General features: G+C 41.4%; 23 protein-coding genes and 1 other RNA gene. 9 read left to right on the top strand and 15 right to left on the bottom strand.

Annotated features, from left to right (window positions below; all coding sequences use genetic code 11):
* Positions 1–60: 60 nt before the first annotated feature.
* A complete protein-coding gene (gene rnc, locus FD723_RS21235; protein ID WP_179067120.1) occupies positions 61–780 on the bottom strand; it encodes a ribonuclease III in 720 nt (239 codons plus the stop codon).
* Positions 781–894: 114 nt separating this feature from the next.
* Positions 895–1,077, bottom strand: coding sequence for a hypothetical protein (locus tag FD723_RS21230; RefSeq protein WP_099104126.1), 183 nt, complete (start codon positions 1,075–1,077; stop codon positions 895–897).
* Between the two features lie 128 nt (positions 1,078–1,205).
* Between FD723_RS21230 and FD723_RS21225 the strand changes: the two genes are divergently transcribed.
* Complete coding sequence (locus FD723_RS21225; protein WP_179067119.1) at positions 1,206–1,589, top strand: hypothetical protein; 384 nt, start codon at positions 1,206–1,208, stop codon at positions 1,587–1,589.
* A gap of 90 nt (positions 1,590–1,679) precedes the next feature.
* Here the strand turns inward: FD723_RS21225 and rnpB are convergent.
* From rnpB to groL, 4 genes are all read right to left on the bottom strand, one after another.
* Positions 1,680–2,091, bottom strand: an RNA gene (rnpB, locus tag FD723_RS21220) — RNase P RNA component class A.
* A 45-nt stretch (positions 2,092–2,136) separates the two neighbouring features.
* The gene (locus FD723_RS21215; RefSeq protein WP_179067118.1) at positions 2,137–2,835 is read right to left on the bottom strand and encodes a hypothetical protein; all 699 of its coding nucleotides are present in this window, start codon (positions 2,833–2,835) and stop codon (positions 2,137–2,139) included.
* A gap of 66 nt (positions 2,836–2,901) precedes the next feature.
* Positions 2,902–4,044, bottom strand: coding sequence for a magnesium/cobalt transporter CorA (gene corA, locus FD723_RS21210; protein ID WP_179067117.1), 1,143 nt, complete (start codon positions 4,042–4,044; stop codon positions 2,902–2,904).
* A 379-nt stretch (positions 4,045–4,423) separates the two neighbouring features.
* Entirely contained in the window at positions 4,424–6,097 is a 1,674-nt protein-coding gene (gene groL, locus FD723_RS21205) for a chaperonin GroEL (RefSeq protein WP_179067116.1), read from the bottom strand.
* 158 nt (positions 6,098–6,255) lie between these two features.
* Here groL and FD723_RS21200 point away from each other — a divergent pair, with 158 nt between their 5' ends.
* Positions 6,256–7,338, top strand: coding sequence for an MraY family glycosyltransferase (locus FD723_RS21200; RefSeq protein ID WP_179067115.1), 1,083 nt, complete (start codon positions 6,256–6,258; stop codon positions 7,336–7,338).
* A gap of 274 nt (positions 7,339–7,612) precedes the next feature.
* On the opposite strand, the gene fabG is transcribed toward FD723_RS21200, so the two are convergent.
* Positions 7,613–8,359, bottom strand: a complete 747-nt coding sequence (fabG, locus tag FD723_RS21195; RefSeq protein ID WP_179067114.1) for a 3-oxoacyl-[acyl-carrier-protein] reductase — start codon at positions 8,357–8,359, stop codon at positions 7,613–7,615.
* A gap of 642 nt (positions 8,360–9,001) precedes the next feature.
* Here fabG and trxA point away from each other — a divergent pair.
* The 4 genes from trxA (at position 9,002) to FD723_RS21175 (ending at position 11,754) form a co-directional block, all read left to right on the top strand.
* Positions 9,002–9,319, top strand: a complete 318-nt coding sequence (gene trxA, locus FD723_RS21190; RefSeq protein WP_179067113.1) for a thioredoxin — start codon at positions 9,002–9,004, stop codon at positions 9,317–9,319.
* 203 nt (positions 9,320–9,522) lie between these two features.
* Entirely contained in the window at positions 9,523–9,687 is a 165-nt protein-coding gene (locus tag FD723_RS21185; protein WP_179067112.1) for a hypothetical protein, read from the top strand.
* A 204-nt stretch (positions 9,688–9,891) separates the two neighbouring features.
* A complete protein-coding gene (locus tag FD723_RS21180; RefSeq protein ID WP_179067111.1) occupies positions 9,892–10,809 on the top strand; it encodes a hypothetical protein in 918 nt (305 codons plus the stop codon).
* Between the two features lie 18 nt (positions 10,810–10,827).
* Positions 10,828–11,754, top strand: a complete 927-nt coding sequence (locus tag FD723_RS21175) for a GUN4 domain-containing protein (RefSeq protein ID WP_179067110.1) — start codon at positions 10,828–10,830, stop codon at positions 11,752–11,754.
* Between the two features lie 110 nt (positions 11,755–11,864).
* Here FD723_RS21175 and FD723_RS21170 read toward each other — a convergent pair whose 3' ends face one another.
* From FD723_RS21170 to FD723_RS21160, 3 genes are all read right to left on the bottom strand, one after another.
* Complete coding sequence (locus tag FD723_RS21170; protein ID WP_256874887.1) at positions 11,865–12,380, bottom strand: hypothetical protein; 516 nt, start codon at positions 12,378–12,380, stop codon at positions 11,865–11,867.
* A 232-nt stretch (positions 12,381–12,612) separates the two neighbouring features.
* A complete protein-coding gene (locus FD723_RS21165; RefSeq protein WP_179067109.1) occupies positions 12,613–13,371 on the bottom strand; it encodes an isoprenyl transferase in 759 nt (252 codons plus the stop codon).
* A 23-nt stretch (positions 13,372–13,394) separates the two neighbouring features.
* Positions 13,395–14,330, bottom strand: a complete 936-nt coding sequence (locus FD723_RS21160) for a ferritin-like domain-containing protein (protein ID WP_179067108.1) — start codon at positions 14,328–14,330, stop codon at positions 13,395–13,397.
* A 197-nt stretch (positions 14,331–14,527) separates the two neighbouring features.
* Between FD723_RS21160 and FD723_RS21155 the strand changes: the two genes are divergently transcribed.
* The gene (locus FD723_RS21155) at positions 14,528–14,800 is read left to right on the top strand and encodes a hypothetical protein (protein WP_179067107.1); all 273 of its coding nucleotides are present in this window, start codon (positions 14,528–14,530) and stop codon (positions 14,798–14,800) included.
* A 70-nt stretch (positions 14,801–14,870) separates the two neighbouring features.
* Here the strand turns inward: FD723_RS21155 and FD723_RS21150 are convergent, their stop codons facing one another.
* The gene (locus FD723_RS21150; RefSeq protein WP_179067106.1) at positions 14,871–15,551 is read right to left on the bottom strand and encodes a Uma2 family endonuclease; all 681 of its coding nucleotides are present in this window, start codon (positions 15,549–15,551) and stop codon (positions 14,871–14,873) included.
* 94 nt (positions 15,552–15,645) lie between these two features.
* Between FD723_RS21150 and FD723_RS21145 the strand changes: the two genes are divergently transcribed.
* Together FD723_RS21145 and FD723_RS21140 are read left to right on the top strand one after the other, a co-directional pair.
* Positions 15,646–15,873, top strand: coding sequence for a hypothetical protein (locus FD723_RS21145; protein WP_179067105.1), 228 nt, complete (start codon positions 15,646–15,648; stop codon positions 15,871–15,873).
* 221 nt (positions 15,874–16,094) lie between these two features.
* Positions 16,095–18,467 (top strand): lipopolysaccharide assembly protein LapB, encoded by a 2,373-nt coding sequence (locus tag FD723_RS21140; protein ID WP_179067104.1) that lies wholly within the window; start codon positions 16,095–16,097, stop codon positions 18,465–18,467.
* Positions 18,468–18,715: 248 nt separating this feature from the next.
* Here FD723_RS21140 and FD723_RS21135 read toward each other — a convergent pair whose 3' ends face one another.
* From FD723_RS21135 to fabD, 4 genes are all read right to left on the bottom strand, one after another.
* The gene (locus tag FD723_RS21135) at positions 18,716–20,074 is read right to left on the bottom strand and encodes a Rieske 2Fe-2S domain-containing protein (RefSeq protein ID WP_179067103.1); all 1,359 of its coding nucleotides are present in this window, start codon (positions 20,072–20,074) and stop codon (positions 18,716–18,718) included.
* Positions 20,075–20,585: 511 nt separating this feature from the next.
* Positions 20,586–21,197: a HEAT repeat domain-containing protein gene (locus FD723_RS21130; RefSeq protein WP_179067102.1), complete on the bottom strand. Its 612-nt coding sequence runs from the start codon at positions 21,195–21,197 to the stop codon at positions 20,586–20,588.
* 62 nt (positions 21,198–21,259) lie between these two features.
* On the bottom strand, positions 21,260–23,179 hold the full coding sequence (locus FD723_RS21125) for a DUF4157 domain-containing protein (RefSeq protein ID WP_179067101.1): 1,920 nt from the start codon (positions 23,177–23,179) through the stop codon (positions 21,260–21,262).
* A 101-nt stretch (positions 23,180–23,280) separates the two neighbouring features.
* Positions 23,281–24,180 (bottom strand): ACP S-malonyltransferase, encoded by a 900-nt coding sequence (gene fabD, locus FD723_RS21120; protein ID WP_179067100.1) that lies wholly within the window; start codon positions 24,178–24,180, stop codon positions 23,281–23,283.
* Between the last annotated feature and the right edge of the window lie 67 nt (positions 24,181–24,247).

Raw genomic sequence — 24,247 nt, 5'->3', positions numbered from 1 at the left:
CATTAGTTAAATAACAAATGACTAGCAACTGATTATCAGTTTATTTATAATCTTTTGAGTTCAGGGGTTTTGCGGATTGGGTATGGCTAAAAAAGCTACCTTTGCTGCGGCTTGTTCAGCAGTTTTTATCGATCGCCCCTTACCTTCTCCAAGTTTGTTTCCGTGCAGCCACACTTCGGCCATAAAACGTTCTTGATTGCGGTGCGGTTGACTGACTTCTACAACCCGATATTCTGGTAAAACTTTAAATTGCGCCTGAGTCCATTCTTGGAGAGCAGCTTTGTAATTAAGTCTGGCAGGATCGAGGCGAATTTCTGTTGCTAGTTGGTGGAAGTGGGGATCTAGCCAAGAGCGAATCAGTTCCAGATTTTGAGTACTTAAGTAAAGCGCACCCAGAACTGCTTCAAAAGCATCTGCCAGTCGTGACTCTAGACCAACTTTATCAGCGGTAGCACTACCAGCGACTAGTAAGTATAATTCTAAACCATAAACTCTGGCCAATTGGGCGAGGATGCGATCGCTCACCAACACCGAACGAATTGCCGCAAAATCCCCTACTGGACAATCGGGATAATTTTCCCATAACACAACAGCCGACACCAGGCGCACCACGGCATCGCCAACAAACTCCAGCTGTTCGTAATTTGCCGACTCAGAAACAGTGGGATGAGTGAGCGCTAAATCCAGTAGTTCCCACTTTATAGGTGCTTCTAGCGATAAACCTAATTTTTGGACTAAACTTTCGAGTTGCCGTTGACGGCGTGGATAGGCAAGGGGCATTACATGATAAGGGGAAGGGGGCAAGGGGAAGGGGAAAGGGGAGCAGAAGGGGAGGAACTAGCTATATATTTTATATCTCTAAATCTCTTGGACTATTACTCTAACAACTTTTTGCTACTTCTCTCTATCTAGCTTCTCTTGGATAGCTTGACGGCAAAATTCAGGAGGATCGTCTTTAGCTTTTACTTCTTCCTTCATTTCTTTGGTGACACGCAAATGTAGATATTCAGTTAATGGTCGTTCTCTGTCCGTGGTGAATGGCTTTAAGTTATCTGGATTACCTTTATTTTTAGACATTGTATAGAAATACAAATAAATTTATTCTCCACGTGTATATCAGTGGAGAATGTTAAATCGATGGGCATCTTAGCCTGAGAAACTTGCTGCCCACCGATTTCCACTTTTACAAGAGGTAACTCTATTTTATGTTTACGCGCACAGAATTAGAAGTTAAAAGCTTGAGAGCGTTACGCGATTTATGTCTGATACAGTATGGCATCCAAGCAATAGGGAATCCTGCTGATAAGGCATCATACATTAACGCACTTCTGACCTTCTCTGTTATAGCCTGCAAGCAAGTGTCAGAAAATAAAGGATTGAAGTCTCCCATGTTCTCTCAAGTAGAAGCGCTAGAAGCGACACTAGAAGCTATGGGAACACCGACACCAGAGCAGTCAGCATTACTCAAGGTGACGATGGAGGGAAGGAAACTAGAGTATCCAGCACGGTACAGTCAAGAGAAACTGTTTGAACTCTATCGAGTTAAATGGCATCTGGATACAGCATTAGAGATATTGGGAATGCTTTAAATGATGAATTAGCGATGAATTAGCGATCGCACAAAACCCGTACAAAAAATAATAGAGTACAAACCGTGAAAGGTTCATACTCCATTAGAGGGGAGAGAGCAGGACATAAGCCGGGTTCTGTTCTCTTGCGAGGGCAGTTATCTATCTGGGACGTTTGTTACCAAACGCCTCAAGCGGCTCTCATTGAGCGGAACTGGTAAAAGACCAACCATAGTCCCTATCGCCTTGCTCCCAACCGGGGTTTACCGAGCCAGCACCTCTCGATACTGCTGGTGCGCTCTTACCGCACCTTTGCACCCTTACCAGAGCAATTAAAAATGTAAAATGAACAATTTTTAATTTTACATTTTTAATTTTTAATTGATCTGGCGGTATCTTTCTGTGGCACTATCCTCACGATCGCTCGCACTGGACGTTATCCAGCAAGTTTGGTCTTTCGGGAGCCCGGACTTTCCTCAAACCAGTGACTAAGACTGATCTGCAACCGCCTGCGCCTACTCTCTCCTTAGATCCAGTGTAATCTTGGATGGCATAGTGTGTCTGGTTGCTATTGCTTTTTTTTATTCCAAGGTAGAGCGTAAGTCCAAGGTAGTTTCCTGACTGTGAAAGGACAATTGATAATACTAATGGGAGGAAAATCACGACCTGGGGCTAGACCTAAACGCACTTCAGATATCCTCAGCACCAGTTGCAGGGAAAAGTCTAACTCTTTTCTTCTGTTAAGAAAGTCGTTGTACAACTTTTTTTGCCCTTTTTGTAGCCCATTGATATCAATTAATGGTTTTTTTGCTGAATAGGTTCCAGCTTCTTTATCGCGCTCGAAAACATCTTCTGCTGTCACAGTTTCCGAAAGTGTTTTCTTGGGAGCAATTAGGCTCGGACTTTGGGGTACTGCCAAGTCACGGGTTAAGTCTGGTGATTTCCGAATCACGCGGCGCGATTGCTTGCTATGTTCAACTACTAAAGAACTGTTATCCCAGTCAACGTATACGGCAACATTATCAGATTTATTTTCAATGCTAATTCCTAAATCTTTCAAATCGTCAATTGGATATGAGGCTTTGAGTTTAAAGGAAATTCCAATTTTATCGTCGAGATTTTGTTCTTTTAGTTGCTCATCAACGGTTCCTTTCTTAAACTCAAACTTAATTTGATCATCGATGGATTCAATCATGCGGTTAAAAACATAAGAGACACCGATAATATAAATCGTCAAAACTATTAAATTTTGGTCGCTACTCCTCATAACTCAAAAATCTTAACTCCCGGTGCTAATGAATATATATTCAGACTTATTGCTCATCTGCAATTTTTAATTGCGCTTGGCTACTACAGAATTTTGTAGCCAGCCTCGTCGCCAAAAAAAGAATAGCAAACCAAGTGCGATCGCTAACATTATTGCCCAGCAAAGTGGATAACCCCAATACCAATTCAACTCAGGCATATTATATGGCGATTTTTCAGTATTGAAATTCATACCATATATTCCAGCGACAAAAGTCAGGGGAATAAAAATTGTTGAAACTACCGTTAGCACCTTCATGATTTCATTCATTTTGTTGCTTACTGCCGAAAGGTACACATCCATTAATCCAGATGCTAGTTCTCGGTAAGTTTCCACCATATCCATTACTTGCACCGTATGGTCATAACAATCTCGTAAGTAGATTCGCACGTCTTCACTAATCAAATCACTGCCATCTCGAATTAAGGCATTAATTGCATCCCGCTGGGGCCAGATAGCACGACGTAGTTGTAGTAGTTCTCGCCTAATTTGATAAATATCTTGTAGTGTTTGTGGGGTAGGTCTGACTATTACCTCCTCTTCTAATTCTTCGATTCGCTCACCATAAAGCTCCAGCACTGGAAAAAAGCCATCAATAATTGCATCTAACAGGGCATAAGCTAAATAATCCGCTCCCTGTTTACGGATGATACCTTTGTTTTTTTCAATCCGCGATCGCACGCCTTCAAAGCAATCATGTTCTGGTTCTTCTTGTACTGTCAACAAATAATTTTTTCCTAATATCAAACTTACTTGCTCGCTGTAAAAACCACATGTTCTTTCCTTTGGTACTACCATGCGGGCAATGAATAGCAATTGGTCTTCATAATCCTCTGTTTTGGGACGCTCCGGTACATTGACTACATCTTCTAAAACTAGAGGATGTAACTCAAAAACATTACCCAATCGTTGTAATATGTCCTGACTACCTAAACCTTGTACATCTACCCAAGAAATTGATTCCATCTCCAGATATGAGACACACTCCTCTGGAGTTGCTATTTGTTCGCGAGTGAAATTGGCTTGGTTATAGTCAATCAAGAAAATGATCGGTAGCGGAGCGTCTGCATCAATAATGATGGTTCCTGGTAAAGTCCCTGGTTGGTGATGGAACTCATCTTCATATCGCTTAGTGGCTATTTTGGGAAGGCGACGCAGTTTTCGTACCATGCAATATTACCTACATTGGGCATGGGGCATTGGGAATTGGGCATTGGGCATTGGTAAAAACAACTGGACTGTGATCCGAGAGACGTTTTGATTGATTTCAGCTTTTACTATTAATATTACAAAAATTAATACAAAGACTGTAATTTTTAGATTCAGGAATTATTGAGGTTTGGTAATTTAGAAATCGGCATTTTTTTAGTGGTCAGTTGTACTCACGACTAATTACTGATAACTATGATGATTATTTTTATTTATGCCCAGCTACTTCCCAGCAATACAGATAACATATTGCTCCTGAATCAGCAATGATAGATATAAAAAACAGTTTGCCTTGGCAAGACAAACTGCTTCAAAAAATATTTATCTGGGTCAGCAGAAGTTAGAACATGCCCATACCGCCCATGCCACCCATGCCGCCCATGCCGCCCATACCACCCATGCCGCCCATATCAGGGGCAGGAGCGGCGGATTTCTTCTCTGGCTTTTCAACAACGATCGCTTCGGTGGTTAAGACCAAACCAGCAATGGAGCCAGCGTTTTGCAAAGCTGAACGCACGACTTTGGCAGGGTCGATAATACCAGCAGCAATCAAGTCTTCAAATTCGCCAGTAGCGGCGTTGTAGCCAATGTTAAATTCGCTATCCCGGACTTTCGAGACGATTACAGAACCTTCAGCACCAGCGTTGTCTGCTATTTGGCGCAAGGGGGCTTCTAGCGCTCGTTCGACAATATCAGCCCCAATTCTTTCTTCGTCATTTTGTAAGGTCTTTTTAATCGCTTCTACTGCCTTAGCTAAGTGAATTAAGGTTGTCCCACCACCAGGAACAATACCTTCTTCCACAGCAGCTTTAGTAGCGTTGAGCGCGTCCTCAATCCGCAGCTTACGGTCTTTGAGTTCGGTTTCGGTTGCTGCACCCACTTTAATCACTGCCACGCCGCCAGCGAGCTTGGCGATGCGTTCTTGCAGTTTTTCTTGATCGTACTCAGAATCAGTTTCTTCTAACTGTCTGCGAATTTGACCAATCCGCTTTTGTACCTCTGGCTTGGTAACACTACCAGCGACAATTGTGGTGCTTTCTTTGTCAATGGTGATTTTGCGGGCAGTTCCCAGCGCTTCTAAAGAAGCGGTGTCCAAACTTAAGCCAATTTCTTCCGAAATCAACTGTCCATCGGTGAGAATCGCAATATCTTCTAACAAAGCTTTGCGGCGATCGCCAAATCCAGGTGCTTTAATGGCAGCTACGGCTAGTACACCCCGCGCTTTGTTGACTACTAAAGTTGCCAAAGCATCACCTTCAACATCTTCAGCGATGATCAGCAAGGGCTGACCAGAACGGGCAACTTTTTCCAAAATCGGTACTAAATCTTGGATGCTGCCGATTTTTTTATCTGTCACTAAAATGCGGGCATTTTCAAATTCGACGATTTGCCGCTCGTTGTTGGTGACGAAGTAGGGAGAAATATAACCCCTGTCAATCTGCATCCCCTCAACTACTTCTAGTTCGGTGGTTAGGGATTTGGATTCTTCAACGGTAATTACACCATCTTTGGTGACTTTTTCCATTGCTTGAGCTAACATTTGGCCAACTTCTTCATCGTTACCAGCAGAGACAGTAGCAACTTGAGCGATCGCACTTCCTTCTACTGGCTTGGCTATCTTGGCAATTTCTAGTACCAATGCCTCAATAGTTTTGTCGATCCCGCGTCTCAAGCTAACAGGGTTACTACCAGCCGCGACGTTCTTCAAACCTTCTCTAATCAAGGCTTGTGCTAAAACGGTGGCGGTGGTTGTCCCATCTCCAGCGACATCTTTAGTTTTTGAGGCCACTTCTTGGATGAGTCTTGCACCAGTATTTTCCAAAGGATCTTCTAATTCAATTTCCTTGGCAACAGTGATACCATCGTTGACAATTTGAGGTGCGCCAAATTTTTTCTCTAAAAGAACATTGCGACCTTTAGGCCCCAAGGTGATTTTTACGGCATCGGCAAGGGCGTTAACACCCCTTTCTAGAGCTCGCCGAGATTCCTCGTCAAATGCAATAATTTTCGCCATGTTTCATTTCTCCAGCGCTTCCATTAGACAATTTAGCACTCACAGCGCCAGAGTGCTAATCTCTCAAGCGGCTCAAGTTACAAATGGAAATAAAAAAAATTGATTAATATACAGGTGATGCTCATATTAGATACTGGCAGTAATGCTTGAATTGGGAGATGAATCTAGAGAACTCCCTTAAGTACCTCGGTATTGCCGACCCTGGCGGCACCGGCTGGTTGGCAGTAGTATTTACGTTCCTCTTGGCTTGGGTTGTAACTTGGCGTTTAATTCCGACAGTACGCAAATTCGCCTTGCGGGTAGGTTGGGCTGACCAACCAAACGCCCGGCGACTAAACCGAGAACCTTTACCCAATGCTGGGGGGCTGGCTATCTACGCGGGTGTGATTGCCGCGCTGGTATTAGCTAGCCTTTTACGACCGATCGAACTCCAAACTGTATTAGCTCAAGTGCTAACTATTCTGTTGGGAGGTTCGATATTAGTTCTTGTAGGCTTTATTGACGATCAGTTCGGCTTACCGCCGTCTGTGCGATTATGGGCGCAAATTGTTACGGCACTATTACTGGTAGCTAATGGTATCAGTGTTAAAGTCCTATTTGGCACTCCCATCGACTCGTTCCTGTCCATACTGCTCACAGTACTATGGGTAGTAGGAATTACCAATGCCATCAACTTGATGGATGGTATGGATGGTTTGGCAGGAGGAATCAGCTTTATTACTGCCATGAGTTTGTTGGCAGTTGCAGCCCAATTTAACAATCGTGCAGCGGCAATTTTGGTACTTGCAGCCTTGGGAGGTGCTGCATTGGGCTTTTTACGTCATAATTTCCATCCGTCACGAATTATTATGGGTGATGCCGGAGCATACTTTTTTGGCTATGTGCTGGCAGCAACTAGTATTTTAGGTAAACTGCAACAAAACACAGTTTATGCCTTAATTCCTACGGTTTTATTTTTGTTGTTACCGGTGCTAGATACAACTCAAGTATTTGTGCGGCGGCTACTAGCAGGAAATAACCCTCTGAGTACTCCTGGCAAAGACCACCTGCACCACCGCTTACTTGCTTGGGGACTATCCCAGCGCCATGCTGCGTTCACCCTTTGGTCAATTACCCTAGTTTTCAACTTGCTGGCGATGAGAATACAAGGTATGAGTTTGGCTGTAATGGTGGCTACTGCCAGTAGTATTATTATTCTTTTGGGTTTTACTGTTTGGCAAAGGATACGCCAACAGCCTTAATTGGTCATTGGTCATTGGTCATTAGTCATTAGTCATTGGTCATCTAGCCCTACTAAATGCAGCCGCACACCTGCTGATGTCTGGATGAACTAAGGAGAGTAAAGAGTCAATTTTACTGTTGCCGCGCTATTGCCACAACAGGTATTCTCAGATGTGGCGAATTTCAGCCAATATCTTGCGGTCAATTTCAAGTTTTGGCTGGATGCTACGAAAGAGTGCGATCGCGATTAAATTTCAGTCTAAATCAGCGATCGCCACATAAACTCAGTACTCTTTAAGCCATTACCATACCGCCATCGACGTTAAAAACTTGTCCGGTAACGTAGGCGGCGGCGGGATCGGCGGCGAGGAAGCGCACCATACCAGCGATTTCTTCAGGCTGACCGAAGCGACCGAGTGGGATGTATTTGAGAATATCTTCGGGGTTATTGAGATCGCTGGTCATATCGGTGGTGATGAATCCAGGGGCGACGGCGTTAACGGTGATTCCGCGAGTCGCAAGTTCTTTGGCAACGCTTTTGGTGAAGCCGATTACACCTGCTTTGGCGGCGCTGTAGTTGGATTGGCCTGGATTGCCCATTAGCCCCGCAACGGAAGTAATGTTGATAATTCGCCCTGAGCGCTGCTTCAGCATGATTTTACTGATGGCACGTGTACATAAGAAAACACCAGTTAGATTTAGGTCTATCACAGCTTGCCAATCCTCTGTCTTCAAACGCAAAAGCAGATTGTCGCGGGTAATACCTGCATTGTTGACTAAGATATCCACACGACTAAACTTTTCAGTGACGGTCTTAACTAGTGTCTCTACTTGCTCAATTTTAGAAACGTCAGCTTGGATCGCGATCGCTTGACCTCCCGCATCTGTAATTTCTGTAACAACTGCCTCAGCAGCAGCACTCGAACTGGCATAATTAATAATTGCGATCGCTCCTTGTGAGGCTAATTCAATTGCGATCGCGCGGCCGATTCCTCGTGATGCACCTGTAATAATTGCGACTTTATCTTGTAATAGTGTCATTTAATGTTCCTCAATCTTAGAAATACTGCGCTAATTATCTTATGGTGATTTCGGGAACATCTGAATATTGTCTAGATAATATCTAACTCTTGTGGGATGACAATCTTGCTAGCATGATACAAATTAGATAACTATATATCGTTTTTAGCTAGATATAGCCCTACTGAATCAAAAGCGCAGAAACAAGATCCCCGACTCCTTAAAGAAGTCGGGGATCTGTGAGTTGCAATTCTCACAAATCAAATAGATTTCTACATAACTCGACTAACACGAATTAACATTTTACTATAATTAAATATCTATAGTTAGTTTCTCTGTAAATGGATGAATGATTCTAAGAAATATAATTAGCCTGACTCAATAGACTAGTAAGTGTTGCAGTTATAGCAATCGTAGACATCACTCTCGTGAATATCTTGATAATTATTTGGTTGCTCAGAATAGGTTTAAATACATATCTAATGGAGATGCACAAACCAAAACAAGATGCGTTCTTTATTATAATTATTTAATATTTTGGTTAGCAAATCAGTCTATATTAACTAATCTAATCTTTTGCCAACAAAAACCATAAACCTATACCGATTTTAGTTTCTAAGAATTACCATTGAAACAAACAATTGAAAATCGGTGTGTGTCATAATGGCAACTCAAAAAGAATTTAACAGCTTTGATGATATGCTGTCTGCTTCTGATGTACCTGTATTAGTAGATTTTTACGCTGAATGGTGTGGTCCCTGTCAGATGATGACGCCAATTTTAGAGCAAGTCAATAATCAACTTAAGGATCGCTTGCGGATTGTCAAAATTGACACAGAAAAATACACGGAATTGGCTACTCAGTATAAAATTGAATCTCTCCCAACCTTGGTATTGTTTAAGGAGGGTAAGCCTGTGGATCGGATAGAGGGAGTAAGGCAAGCAGCGCAGTTGGTGCAATATCTACAAACAAAGATTTAAGCTAACACTTAGAATTTTGATTTTGGTTCTTAGAGGCGCGAAATATCGCGTCTCTTTTAGTAAATAGTGATTGAACTTCTAGCAGATAAAACCTTAAGCAAATATTAAGCATATTTACTTATACGTCTAGAGAAAGTAGTTTAGAAATTAGGATAGCCCTATTGTATAGATATAACAAAATATCTTGACAAGTAAAGCAATACATGAACGATAAGCAACAAAGACCAGACAAAGCCTATATTTGGGTGAATATTGATTTTAATAAGGTTAAACATAGAATAGATGCGGTGACTTACCAGATTGAGCGGGTTATACAAAAGCACCAACTTTCCAATAAAACTGGTAAATCAGGTAAAAGAAATAATTAGGTTATGTGTGAGGCGATATCTATGATGCGCTACGCCAAAAATAAAGTGCGTAGCGCATCATAGATATCACAGCAGTTTTGCATAAAATATTTTGGGCAAAAAGACAATATTATTCGATAATTGTCCACCGAATTTATACTTATTTATTAGTCATTATTTTATCCTCGACACTCCTGAAAAGGAGTGTTATTTTTGTGAGGATATTTGCTTGCTAGTTATGGTGTAAAAGGGTGTAAAGAAATGATGGGATGGCTATTTGGAGGTCTTGTCAAACAATTTGAGAGTGCCGCTAAGGAGGTTGTCAGAGATAGTAGCAAAGAAATAGCTAACTTGTTTGATGACAAACTTTACCCTTTAGCTGACAAGCTTGATTATATAGCTCAAGAAAGCATTAATCATGCAATAGAAAGAACCGAGGAATTAGAAAGTAAGGTTAAAGCTGACATTAAATATCTGTCAAATACAGCAGATGAAAAAGTTAAGCATCACCTTGAGAAAATAGATAAAATTCGTGAACAAGCTCTCACTGAGACTATTAGTAAAACTAATTTTTATTTAGAAAATAGAATTAATCAAATGTCACTAGCTGTAATGCAGGCGATTAGCTTGTCTCAAAACAGCATTGAGCAGAGTTTGGAAAGAATCGAATATTTAGAAAATAAGTTATTTCAAGATGCTAATCAAATAGTTGATAAAATATCTGAACTGATAGATGGCAAACTGGAACTAATTCGGAATGAATTAAAAAAATATTTAGTTCACGGTTTACCCAGTCCTCTTGATAAATGTAGACAAAGGCTCAAAATAGCATGGAAGCCTGGTGGTCTATTTTCTGATATCGAACTTTATGAGTTAAGCGAATGCTATGAACTGAGTAAGTTAGATGAGAAAACATCTATCGACGAGGTATTGAAAATTTATGGACAATTACAACAAAATTCCGCTATGATGGCTGCTTTAGTAAGAAATTCTCCAGAATTAAAAAACCGAGCTATTAAAGACTGGATAAAATATGGTTTACTTTGTAAATTTTGGCGTAGTATCATGAATAATTATGATTTCAAAAACAATGTTATATCAGAGGATAAGTCTTCACAAATGTTATTAATAGACAAGCAATAAAATAAGCAAAGTTATTTTATGTTCAAAGCAAGTAATGATAACTGGAAAACGCCATTAGGATATTACGAAAAAGCAATTGAAGAACTCAGGCGTACCCGTGAAGAGTTGCAGGATATGAAAGCAAATAATATGCATAATATTGAATCAACTATTGCAAGCTTCCAAACGGAAATAAAGGAATTAAAATCTGAGCTTCGGACTATGCAGGAGCGATTGGCAAATACTGAAGAAACGGCAATAGAAGCTCAGATGACCTTAGCTGAGACTCAAAAAGCCTCACTAGCCGCTCAAACTGAACTACAAGCCTTGAAAGAAATTATGACTGATGAACAAAATTCAAATTATAGAATTCTCGAAGAATTAGTTCAAATAAAAGAGCAAATATCTCAATTACCATCTCAAATTTTGGAAACAGATTCGCAAACATCAGTTCTTAAATCTTTATCAGATGTGCAGTTGCATCTGTCTCAATTGGCAGCAGAATTAACTCTTGTATCTCATACTTCTGGTATTGATTACAGAAAATTGCAGGAACTACTAGCAGAACAAAAATGGCAGGAAGCTGATAAAGAAACCTATTCTACTATGCTCAAAATATGTGAGCGTGAAGAAGAAGGCTGGTTAGATGATGGAGAAATTAAAAGGTTTCCTCGTCATGACCTTTATATTATTAATAAACTCTGGGTTCAATATAGTGAAGGCAAATTTGGTTTTAGCGTCCAACAACGTATTTGGCAAGCCAAAAAAGATTATAAGCGCTTTGCTTATAAAGTTGGATGGCTAGCAAGTCTTGCTAATAATGAATGGGTTAAATATGAAGAATATACTTTCAGCTTAGACGCACCTAAAGGACACTTTCCATCTATATCTCGGTTAGTGGGTTTAGATTCTACAAACCTTGGTGGGGTTCAGCATCGAGTAAAGATTTTTTTGTCACGATATTAGTGATATAGGGCAATATTGTTATTAACCACCAAAGTTATCCTGTAGCCTTGCGTCGCAGTTTGCTTTAGAGGCAAAACCCTAACAGATGATGTTAGGAAGGTTAGGGTAGTTTAATCCCACCAATAGGCAACAACTACTGCATCACAATCCTGGCGAACATCTTCACCTAATAGCGCTCCTTCCAATCTAGTTCTAAGTCGGCGCTTCAGCCGCAAACCGTAATCTTCATTTGTGCCATCAGTGACTTCTACTGAATCAGCTCGCCATTTTTTGCCTAAATCTAAAAGCTGTGACACTTTTGTATCTTGGTTCTCTGTCAGGATGTATAGTGTATCGGCAGGATAAGCAATGAAATGGATTATGCTGGTTTCAGGCATGGGACGATAGTTTGCCATTGCAAGGAGGGTATCGACCATACCACCAAAGCTTAAACCGTTTTCATCTGTTGCAAAGATTGGTTTTGTGAACAGAAAGCTTGCCCATAAATTTCTGTGGTTGGAAAGGTCAGTAATTACCTCTTCCCCATCAAACTCATTGAATCGACGCTGCCAAACCAAGGCAGCAAAGAGTTCTTGGGGAGAATATGATTTCGCAATCGATTGGATTTTGCCTAAATCTAGGATCATATTGACGGTAAGTAATATTTTTAACAAAACATTTGTAACTACCCTTGCAGTTTATTTACCCAGTGCCTGCTATTCTTATAGTTACTTCGGTCTGTCATAGCAGATAGATTATCCTCGATAATGTTTTATTTGTGAGCGCTCATATACCATCGTGGTAATGTGGGTGCTTTTACTTTATCGCTGATGGCAAAAATCCGGTTTAATTTTGAGGCGATATTTGGTGTTTGGTACACTAAGCTGATAATGAAGCTTTAACTTGACCAAAACGGCGATCGCGATTTTGGTAGCTCAACAAAGCCTGATGAAATGCTTCTCGATTAAAATCTGGCCAAAGAATATCCGTGAAATACATCTCTGTATAAGCCATTTGCCACAAGAGGAAATTACTCAATCGCATCTCACCGCTAGTACGAATCAGCAAATCGGGTTCTGGAGTGTCTACGGTGTAGAGGTGTTGTTCTACAAGACTTTCATTTACTTGTTCGGCATTGAGTTCGCCCTGTTGTACGAGTTGAGCTATTTGACGGCAAACTCTGGTAATTTCGTTGCGGCTACCGTAATTGACTGCAACAGTAAAGTGGATTGCTTGATTGTTCAACGTCTCTGCAATTGAACGTTCCATTTCTGTTTGTAGAGACTTAGGTAAAGCTGATAAATCTCCAATAAAGGAAATTCGCACACCTTCTCGATGCATCTGAGCCAACTCGCGATTTAGTAATCGCTCAAACAAATGCATCAAAAAATCTACTTCTTCAACGGGACGCTGCCAATTTTCTGTTGAGAAAGCGTAGGCTGTCAACGCTTTAACTCCCCAATCCTTACAGCAACGCAATAGTTCTTTGAGTGTTTTTGCTCCTTGGCGATGTCCAGCGATGCGCGGTAATCCTCGGCTGGTTGCCCATCGTCCGTTACCATCCATGATGACGGCGATATGTTGGGGGATTTTTTGGGGATTTAAATCGGTGGGTAATCTTGATTTGTCATTTGTCATTTGTTATTTGTCCTTTGTTTTGACTAATTAGTTTCAAATAAATTTTGTAAGTACTCTGGTGTGAGGGTGTTGTTCCAACTCCACAGGCGATGCATTGTGTAAGTGAAGGTGAAGAGGAGAGTTGTTTTGTTGGTTAATGACCAAGCATTCCAGTTAAGGGTAGCCATCATGCGGCGGAGGGTACGTATGAGGTTATTACGCTGATAGTTTGGCGATCGCGTTTTAATCAGTGTGCGTCCAATTCGCATCAACCCAGTATCAGGAAAACTCCAGACTCCAAACCCCCAGAATTTGGTCATGTGGTTGATTTCATCTTGTGCTAGTTCCTCTAAAACATCCTGGAGTGCGCCAGTGGTGTGAGCCATCAACCAAATATAAAGACAGGTTGCACCGTATTCTGTGGCAATGCGGTGTAAGCCGTGGCGATATAAGTCTTCGTTGGCGTCATCTGTGGGGAGATAGCTTCTAACAGTCCGAAGTTTTGGGGTAATTTTCTCGCCTGTTAATTGGGTGTAGATTTTGATTAATGCAGGTGTGTGCTGACGTTCTTCCTTTTCCCACAAACCAAGTTCCAGTTGCTCGCCATTTTCACCGACAGTTCCACCAACAAACCGAGCCATCTGAGGATGCAATTTTTCTAAATACTGGCGACTGGTTTGGGTATAGCCACGAATGGGAGCTTCTGTGTCCATCGCACCTATCAATATAGACAAAAATACCTCTGCGTCTAAGCCGATAATTTGATTGCGGTTAATCGTCTGCCAGTCGATGAGTTTCCAGGGACGCGGTTGGGGATTGGCAAACTGTATCGGTAAATCTTGCAGACGTTCATGTAGTTTTTCGACTGCAATATATTTGTCTATGAGTGAACGAATGCGGCGCTGTGTTTGCAAGTAGTGAGGGCTGGGATAGCTTTGACCTGCTAAGTCTTCTGTGATTGGGCTGAGGGTATTAAGCATATTTTTATACTTAAATTTGTATCTCTATGCCCAATAGCCTAAGCGATCGCACTTCGCTTTGTCAGTCGGCTGAAGTCGGCAGTTTTATGTGATGCAGTTGCAAAAGTCGGAGGAAAAGTTGGATGAAATTGTCACATTTTAATTCAGCAATTATTTATCTATTAGTGACAGAGTAATTAGAATTAAGGAAAAATGCTATGAAGTTATATTTTAAGCATGAGGCTGAATCTGACTTAGGAATGGGGATTGCTTATATAGAATTTGATGGCGATTGGGCCTCCAGGCAAGTTGAGATTTATGGGGATAAATGGTTTTTATCTAACACAGCTTATCATCCAGAAACTAGAGGACTAGCCTTGTGCGACCAACCACTATCAGAAACTTGTTTAGGAACAGAACATGAAATATCAGAAAGTGAGTTTGAGCTTGTTTGGAGTGAAGCTCTTAAAAAGAGTATGTTAAATAACTAAAAATTGTTGTCAAAATAGCAATACTTTTAAAGCACTAAATCAGTTTTACTCTAAGTAATGCAATCGCCCCTCAATCTTCTGGCAATTCTCCAAATTGCTGACGATAACGCTCAAGTTGTTTTTGCGCTAACTCTAACTGTTCTTCTGGAGTTTGATAGCGATTTCCTTGTTGATCATACCAATACAAAACCTGACGCTGGATATTACCAGATACGTATTGCTCTCTACCGATTCCCAAACCAATTTCTGGCATCCAAAAAGGTTCACCAATTTGCAATTGATAGCTACCATCTACTAAGCGATAAACTTCAAAAGGTTGGTGACGGTCTCTTTGCCAATACTCTGGATTATAAATAATGTAGTACAGTACCCCTAACTTGGCATAAGTGTCTAATTTTTTGTCGTATTCTCCACCCGGAGTTAAGGAAACAATTTCTAAAGCCAAGATAGGTACAATATTGTTTTCTTCCCAAACAACATAGCTTTTACGAGATTTACCTTCCTTGCGACGTTCTACACCTAAGCTCAAAAATCCGTCTGGTACAATCGGCACAAGTGGACTAACCCCTGTAGTATGGTAAACGCCCATATCCACGCTGAAAAACCAGTCATTACGGTTTGCCCAAATATATTGCAGCAAGAAAAGAAGCAGGTTAGGAATAAAGTTCTGGTCTTCGTTATCCACAGGGGTATCGTCTGAACAAGGAAGTTCAGCACTGCTAGGCAATTGACGGGGGTCTGATTTCACCATAAGTAATGATGGTGCTGATGTTACCTAATGAGTTTTATTCTAGACGATTCGACGCGGACGATATACTTTAGGTAAACGTTCCAAGTTAGTAGTGATGAAGAATTTTGATATTCAGCTAGATGAAAAATATGCTCAAAAGCTTGCCTACATTCAACAGGAGACTGACCAAGATACAGTAGAGGCAATTAAGTCTTCGATTGAACTGCGCTATCAACAACTTCAGCAACAAAAAACAGATCAGTTAGCTAAACTCAAGCAAAGTAAATTTATCGGCTGTTTCAAAGGAGAAACTGACTTAGCACAACATTTCATTAATTCGTAGCGAATCCTCTGCGTACCTCTGCGCTTACCTTTGCGCCCCTTTGCGTTTAAATTTCAACCCTCAATTCCTTATAAATTTACGCAAAGCTGAATTTTGAATAAAGTTTGCAAAAGTAGGGAAAAAAGTCGGATTCACAGAATCTTATCCGAAAACTCCAGCAATATAACTGTAGAGTAATTTATAGTTGTCCCTAAAATCTGAAGTACCCTTGTCGTTACACAATGGACGCTGAAGCAGCATTAGCATGGTTAGACGCCATAATTCCCCCGCAGACTGGGGAACGGTTGAGCGATTTGCAAAAAGTGATTCTTGTGCAAGTTTGGTTGGGTAGAAAATACTTGGATATCGCTCATTCTTACGGTTGTACGGAAGGACACGCCAAGGATGCTGGTTCTCAGTTATGGAAGCTGCTTTCTAAAGTATTGCGAGAAAAGATAACCAAAAGTAATTGTCGCGCTACTTTGGAACGGCTTCTGAGAAAAACTACTGCGATATCATCAAGTTTGATTGATTACTCGCGATCGCCTCACTCAACCCCAAAATTAGAGGATACCAATTTTATTGGACGAACAGCTGCGATCGCTCACCTAAATACTTTGGTAAATCAGGGATCAAAAGTGATTGTTATCCAAGGTGAGGGAGGCTTAGGCAAAACTACTTTAGCGCAGCAATATCTCCAAACTCAGGGGTTTGATTTGGTTTTGGAATTGTTGATGGCAAAGGAAACGCAGAATATCACCCCCGCCGAACGAGTAGTAGAGGAATGGCTCAAACAAGACTTTGATCAAGAACCTGGGGTAGAATTTGGCGTAACTTTGGGACGACTCAAGCGCCAACTCCACAATCGGCGGATTGGGGTGTTAATTGACAATCTCGAACCTGCATTAGATCAACAAGGTGGATTGATTGCTTCTCACCGCAACTATGTAGAACTATTGCGGATTTTGGCTGATGCTAGGGTGCAATCTGTTACCTTGATTACTAGTCGCGATCGCCTTTGTGAACCGGGGCTAAATGTGAATCACTATCGGCTTCCTGGTCTGGATGAAAGTGCATGGCAACAGTTTTTTAGCAAGCGGGGATTAACTATCAACTCGTCAACCTTGCAAATCATGCATCGCACATACTGCGGTAATGCTAAAGCAATGGGAATTCTCTGCGGTTCGATTCAAGAGGATTTTGACGGTGATATGGTTCTTTATTGGCAGGAAAATCATGCCGATCCGCTAGCAGCAACCGACTTAAAAAATTTAGCAGTTAGTCAAATCAATCGTTTACAAGCCCTCGATCCCCAAGCCTATCGCTTACTTTGCCGTTTGGGATGTTATCGCTACCAAGATATACCCAGCATCTCATCTCAAGGGTTGTTTTGTTTACTGTGGGATGTTCCATCCGATCAACATCGTCAAATCATTGTCTCGTTGAGAAATCGGTCTTTGGTGGAGTGTGATAAGGGTGAATATTGGTTGCATCCCGTGATTCGGAAAGAAGCGATCGCGCGTTTACGTCCCAGCGATGAATGGGAAATTGCCAACCACAAAGCCGCAGAATTTTGGACAACTAGTATTAAACAAATTGAAACTTTTAAAGATGCTTTGCAAGCTCTTGAGGCATATTATCACTACATAGAAATTCAAAAGTTTGAGTTAGCAGGTAAGGTAATTTTAAAAAGCCGAAATAATCAATGGCAGCAGTTTTTGCCTCTTGGTAGTACGTTGTATCGGATGGGGTTAATTCAACCCATACTTACGGCAATTAATCAAGTTGTTCACAATCTGGAAAATGACCAAAATCTCAGTGAACTTTACAATATATTAGGCGATCTATATTGGATAACAGGTAAAATTAGCCAAGCGATCGCCTGTCAAGAAAAGACTATTACTCTAGCAAACCAAACACTAAAATTACTTGTACCTCAGCCAGAAAATAAACATACAGTTTACTATTTGAGGATGCTAGAAGTAGATTCTTTATTAAGTATTGGTCTTTACAAAATAGATTTGTGGGAACTAGAGGCAGCTGCAAAGTTATTTCAGCAAGTAATTTATCTGGCTCAAAATACCGAGCATCATCGCTGGGCAGAGAAAGCCTCAGTCTGTTTAGCTTTGGTGTATTCTTATTTAGGTTTGCGTGATGCCTCATCTGCATTAGCAAATGTAGCTTATCAAAATATTACGAACGAAAAATTGGTAGAACAAACGGGAAGATTTGTCTATTTCATGCAAATTTTAGGTCAAACCTACGTCAATTTAGGCGAATTTTCCCAGGCAAATCAGATATTCCAGCAAGCTTTGACTTTTGCTGAAGAAAGTCACTATATGCAGGTAAAAGCAAAAACTCTCAATGGTTTAGCAGAAATCCATCGACAACAAACAGATTTTGTATTAGCTCTTGCCAATCATGCAGAAGCAATCGAACTTTTGGATAAAATAGGTGCAAAATGCGATCTAGCTGAAGCTTATTTTCAATTAGGTTTAACTAATCAAAAGATGGCAAAGCCCGATGAAAATCAAATGAATTTCAATCGGGCGATTCAGCTATTTACTGAAATTAAAGCACCGAAACAAGTTGAAAAAATCTGTAACCTGTGTTAATTAAATGTGTGTCACTTGGTTAAGAAGTAAAAAGTAAAAAGATAATCCCCATAAATAAATTGAGGGGAAATGATTAAGTCCGTATTATTTCTCTCTACAAGATGCAATCCTGCGAACGCGGCACTTTCCACCCGAAATAAATTTATGGGCTTCAGACCCTATATGCTGAGTGCAATTAATTTTACTTTTTACTCAGCACTTGTTACTCAGCACTCAGCACTGTTTTGGTGAGTTAGTGCAACACCAATTTATTCATGGCGAGTATAGGAATCCTCAAATTGAGTTTTGAGTCTCTGAGCCATAACTGCCAAAATAATTAATGTTATAGAAGTAGATACTGCGGCTATTTTTATTCCAGAAGTATCTGTAAGTATTGCTATAGCTGCGAAAGCGATCGCAACTCCTATACAGCTTTGTTGTAATCGTTTGGTTAAGCGATAAGCTTGGTTGCAAGAATTACAAATAAGTGTGTGTTGTGAGAATCGGTCTAAGGTTTTTAAATGTTTATTCTCCTCGCTATTATCAATATTTTTGGCAGTGGAAAAACCTTGATAAAAAGGCAAAGATGAGCCGTATTTATCTAACCACCTGCGATATTCAACGACTAATGTATCTGATGTTTTGAGCGGTAAATACAATTCTTTTAATTTTTTTCCTAACCGCTCAATTTGTGCCTTTTGTTCAACAACTATTTGCAAATCACCTTCCAAGACTTTGTTACGGGTGATTATATGATCTAGCCAAGGAGGCATCAACTTCGTTTTCAAATCCCAAAAGTTACTATAATTTCTGACGAGAATCCGACATCTATTTCTACCGAGGGGAATTGAATACAAAGCTGTTCCCAAAACTCTACCTTCCTGTTCGTTGCCAAGTCTGTAAAGAACTAAGTTTGGAGCAACAAAATCTAATAATTGCCAGGGCTGATTGGGGTTTTTTGTCTTTCGATATCTTCCACGAATTCCTTGATGGGAACTCTCAAGGACTTCTATTTCTAGTGGTTGGGCTTCAGTGCGATCGCTAAATATACCCTCATGACTAATAGGAATATGCGCGGGGTCAATAACGTTTTCAATAAAATAGCTTTGGTCATAAGGTAAGTCTCGCATGTAATCTAAGTTAAAACATCCTGGTTTATCCCAATCTGGTACAGTTGGTATTAACTCATCAACAGCGGCTTCAGCTTCACCAGCCCAAATCCAAATAATTCCTTGACGTTCTATAACTTTAAAGGATGATACACAAGCACTAACAGGAATTTTTGCTTCTTTTGATAACTGGGGAATATGCAGACATTTACCATCTTGGCCAAATTGCCAACCATGATATAAGCACTCTATTCTACCATCAATAATTTGTCCATCAGACAGTCTAGCTGCACGATGGGCACAACGATCTGTTAAACAAATTATCTTTCCATCAATGTTTTTGAATAAAACAAAGGGCTCATCATATAATGAAAATCTATAGGGGCGATTTATAGGAAAATCTTGGAGAAAACACACAGGATACCAACATTTTCTCCAATCAAATTCTGACTGAGATTCAAGAGTCTCGAAAGTAGAATTTTTCGGTGTCGGCTCTGTTTTTTTTGTTTCTAATATCATAGTTTTCTCCAGAATTATATCAGTCTATTTATCAGCAGAAATTATCCAATTTTGTATCAGTCTAATTTTCTTTGCTAAAATCTAAATAAAATTATAGAAATTTACCACCACTATACTTAGCTGTGAGGCGTGTATACTTAATTTTTTTGCAATTAAAGCAGTTTTCTTTTATATGAAGTACAAAGTTATGGGTTTCTAGGCAGGAAGTAGAAACTCTTTAGTCTAATTTTGAGTTCTGCATTTTCTACTTCATTCACTTGAAAATTGCTGTAACTTACAGAAGGCTATCTCAAATATTTATCCTATACACACTTTTTTATGAATATTTACAACCCTCCTCCGGCACAAATATCTGTCTAATTCATTTTTTACTGAAGTTTTTTGAAGAAGAATTCAGAAGTCAGAATGGGCTAAACGCCCCGCTAACGCTAAAATTACAAACATGTTCTTGCAAAATTGGAATGCTCCCTAGTCAATGTCTTAAAATTGGCTACAGCTAATACCATAGTAATTATTTACTCAGCCATTGCTCCCATTGTTGAGCAGAGCGATCGCGTTCTGCCTGTGGCCCATCAGGATCATAACTTCCTAAACTCTGCCACAACTTATTCCAGTCATGTCCTTGGGGTAACTTACTCACCACAGCTTTAACAATCAAAAAAGCCCGTTCACGAGTCAAATCATTGGGTGCTTGCAGCAAAGGAACAACCAAAGGCAAAACTTCTTTCCCCCCTCGCATTAAAGGATACATCGAAGCTGTGTAGGGATTGTGTAGTATATCAGGGTAATCATCAAGGGTAGCAACCAAAGCAGCCAATGCACGTTTATCCCCTAATGTGTATAGAGCAGTGGCAGCACGGGCGCGTACTTCTGGATTAGTGTCATGGGTAGCTTGGAACAAAGCATCAGCACTGGCAGGGTCGGCAATTTCGCTCAATCCCTCAGCAGCAAGACGACGGGTACGGGGATTGGAATTAGTCAAGGCTTCCAACAAAATGGGGGTAGCTTGTTTGCCTAAACGGATCAATTCACCTAGAGCTAAACCGCTAGTGTCTTGATCTGTGGAGTAGAGCCGTGCTTTGATCTGCTCTACATGTGTTGCAGTCGCGTCTTGATTATTCATATACAAATTTCCTCCAACGACCAGTATCAAAACTGTCATGAATATTCCTGCCGTTCTCCAGATCACGGTGTCGCTCCTCCTCCACCGGCTGGTGCTGCTGCTGGCACATGCTGAAAGCTCAAAACAACCCGGCGATTGCCTCGACGATTTGCTTCTTTATCTTGGTTAGTAGTGGCATCTGGGGTAAAGTCTTCGGTTGATCCAGAGCCGATAGTTACAGCACTAATTTGAGTTTCAGCTACACCCTTAGCACGCAGGGCTGCTCCAACTGCCTGCGCTCTGCGTAAAGATAAATCCAGGTTGTGTTGAGAAGCACCGCCGCGTCTGTCAGCGAAACCTTCGGGAGTAACTTTTACGTCCGGGAAGCGCCGCAGGTAATCCAAGAATGTATCGATTTTGCCTGTTTCGCTGGAACTTAGTTGGTCGCTATCGAAATCAAAGTAGAAAATGACTGGTTCGTGTACGTAAAAATCTCGATGTTTCTCCAGAGCCGCATCGAAAGTGGCAGATTGCCCATCCTGTGCTGATGCTTGATCGTTCTCAACTTTCCCGGCACGAATCTGGAAGCCCCAATGAAGCGCACCATAAGTTGTCATGGTGTCTTCTCCCCTAGCCACCGTCTGAAAGTCGAAGTTGAACTCACCAGCCCCTCCAGGAGCGTCGGTTAGCTCTGCGGCTTTGATATCGGTGGGGTCATCGGAGCGTTTGTAACCGATAGTGGCTCCGCTTGCACCACTGGAAGAAGGCCGCGAAAGTCCAGGGGTTGCCGGATTAGGTTGAGCTGGATCGTTGCCAAAGGGATACTGAGCAGGTAAAGCACTTCCAGCTGGGGCATTGGTTCCTGTACCACCGTGGGCAGGTGCATCATTGTGTAATACATCGGTGAAATATCCGCCCTCAACTCCTGTGGTGGCATCAGCGGTGGTGCGTAGGCTAGCACCACGAGCCGCAGGTAAAGACTGAGGTTCGACGTTTGTGCCTGTAGCATTTGTCAAACGCACAATTTGAATCAGTCCAATTTGGTTAGAGTAGGGAGCGGTGGTTTTGGGTTTGAAACGAATAGTAATCGGTAGACTCGCCCCGTTTGGTGTAGCATTGACTTCAAAAGTACCGTGAGTCAGGTCGTATGTAGGGTTAATTGCTCGTTGAATTAATTTTCTCTGGGCTGCACCTGTCTGCTGCACTACATGAGTCAGTTCATGGGCGGTTAAGGCATCATTACCTGGTGATTTACCTGCACCAAAGAAAATGTTTTGCTGGTGGGTAAATGCCTGGGCATTCAAATCCCGATTCATCTGTACCGATTCATTACCTGTATGTACCCGTACTTGGCTAAAATCAGCACCAAAGCGCGGTTCCATAAAGGAGCGTACTGCATCTGGTAACGGGCTGCCTCCACTTTCACTGCTGTTTAGTCGAGTCTCAAAATTATCCTCAGTCTGGAAGCTGCCATTGGTAGCGAGTTGTGGCGATCGCTTTGTTTGCAATTCCTCTTCTTCTTCTGGCATTGCTTCCCGTTGCACCAAGGGAGTTATAGCCGCTGCTAGAGGTTTAGTTTGTACTTGGTCTTGAGTCTGTGTATTTTGTAAACCTATGGGTTCAGGTTGAGCCATTCGCATGATCTGGTCGGCGACTTTATCGGCTTCCTGCTCATAATAATCGTCTGGCGCACCAACTGTAAGTTTTGCCTGGGGACGATGCAAGGATATACGACTAATGTCGTGATTAAGGGGCTGTTGTTTGATGGCTTGTGGTTCCAATAATTGCTCATCAACAGACCGCACCTCTTGAAGGTCAATTGATGCCTCAGTTACCCTTTGGATTGAATCACTATTTGTTTGTAAACCAAAGCCACGTGTTGGAGAAGCTAGTGTAGGAATAGTTGAGGAGGCAAGGGCAGGATTGCTAAAAGTTGATGTGGCTGATTTCTGATGCCCAAGCGTGCGTACAACTCCAGTGGCTTGTCGTCCGACATCGCTCATCTCACCTTTCCTCCATCAATATTCTTAATTAACAGACATTATAGAATTTGTCTAATTGCGATCGCTATCGACTTAAGTGTAAATTATCCTGCTCATGCCTATTACTCAGGACTCAGCACTGAGTCTGGTAAATGAGCAGCACTCTGAATGTTTTCTAATATTAAATCGGGGCTATTACGTTTAATCAAGCCAGTTAAGACTTTACCAGGGCCAATTTCCACCACTCGCTGGATACCGTTAGCTGGGAGTTGTAGAGAAATTTCTCGCCATCTTACAGAACCAGTCATTTGTTTGTTAAGGCGTTCCTTTAAAATCTCGGCATCAATAGACGGAATTGGTTCTACATTAGACAACACTGGCACAATCGCTGGCTGAAATTCCACAGATTCTAGAATATCTTGGAATTCTGCCGCTGCTGGTGCGATTAAATGTGAATGAAATGCTCCAGAAACTTTTAGCGGAATTGCACGCTTTGCTTTAACTTGAGTCATCACCGCTTGTACAGCCTCAGTCGTGCCTGAAATTACTACCTGACCTGAACTATTATCATTTGCCAGCACTACATCAGGTGTTTGGGAAATTACTTTTTCTAACTGTTCGGGGTCAAAGTTGATCAAAGCTGCCATCATCCCACCAGAGGCACTATCCATGAGTTCTGCACGACGCTTTACTAGATATAAACCAGCTGACCACTCAAAGACACCCGCAATGTAAAGGGCAGTATACTCTCCCAAACTATGACCAGCAACTAAATCTGGCTGGTGTCCTTGTTCGCCCAGAAGATCGGCAAGAATGCTTTCTACCACATAAAGAATTGGCTGGGTGTATAGTGTCTGTGATAACTTTTCTTCTTCGTTTTGACAGATTTCGATTACAGACCAGCCCAAAATCTCTTCGGCTTGGGCAAATTTGTCTTTAGCGGCAGGTATATCTAATAAGTCCATTCCCATTCCCAGTGTTTGGGAACCTTGTCCGGGAAACACCCATGCAGTTTTAGTCATTGGTCATTAGTCATTGGTCATTGGTCATTGGTCATTGGTCATTTGTATTGAGCTTTGCCGTTGGCGC

Origin of the sequence: Nostoc sp. C052, assembly GCF_013393905.1 — a bacterium.
Lineage (GTDB): Bacteria > Cyanobacteriota > Cyanobacteriia > Cyanobacteriales > Nostocaceae > Nostoc.
This window is presented reverse-complemented; position numbering and strand designations above follow the sequence as displayed.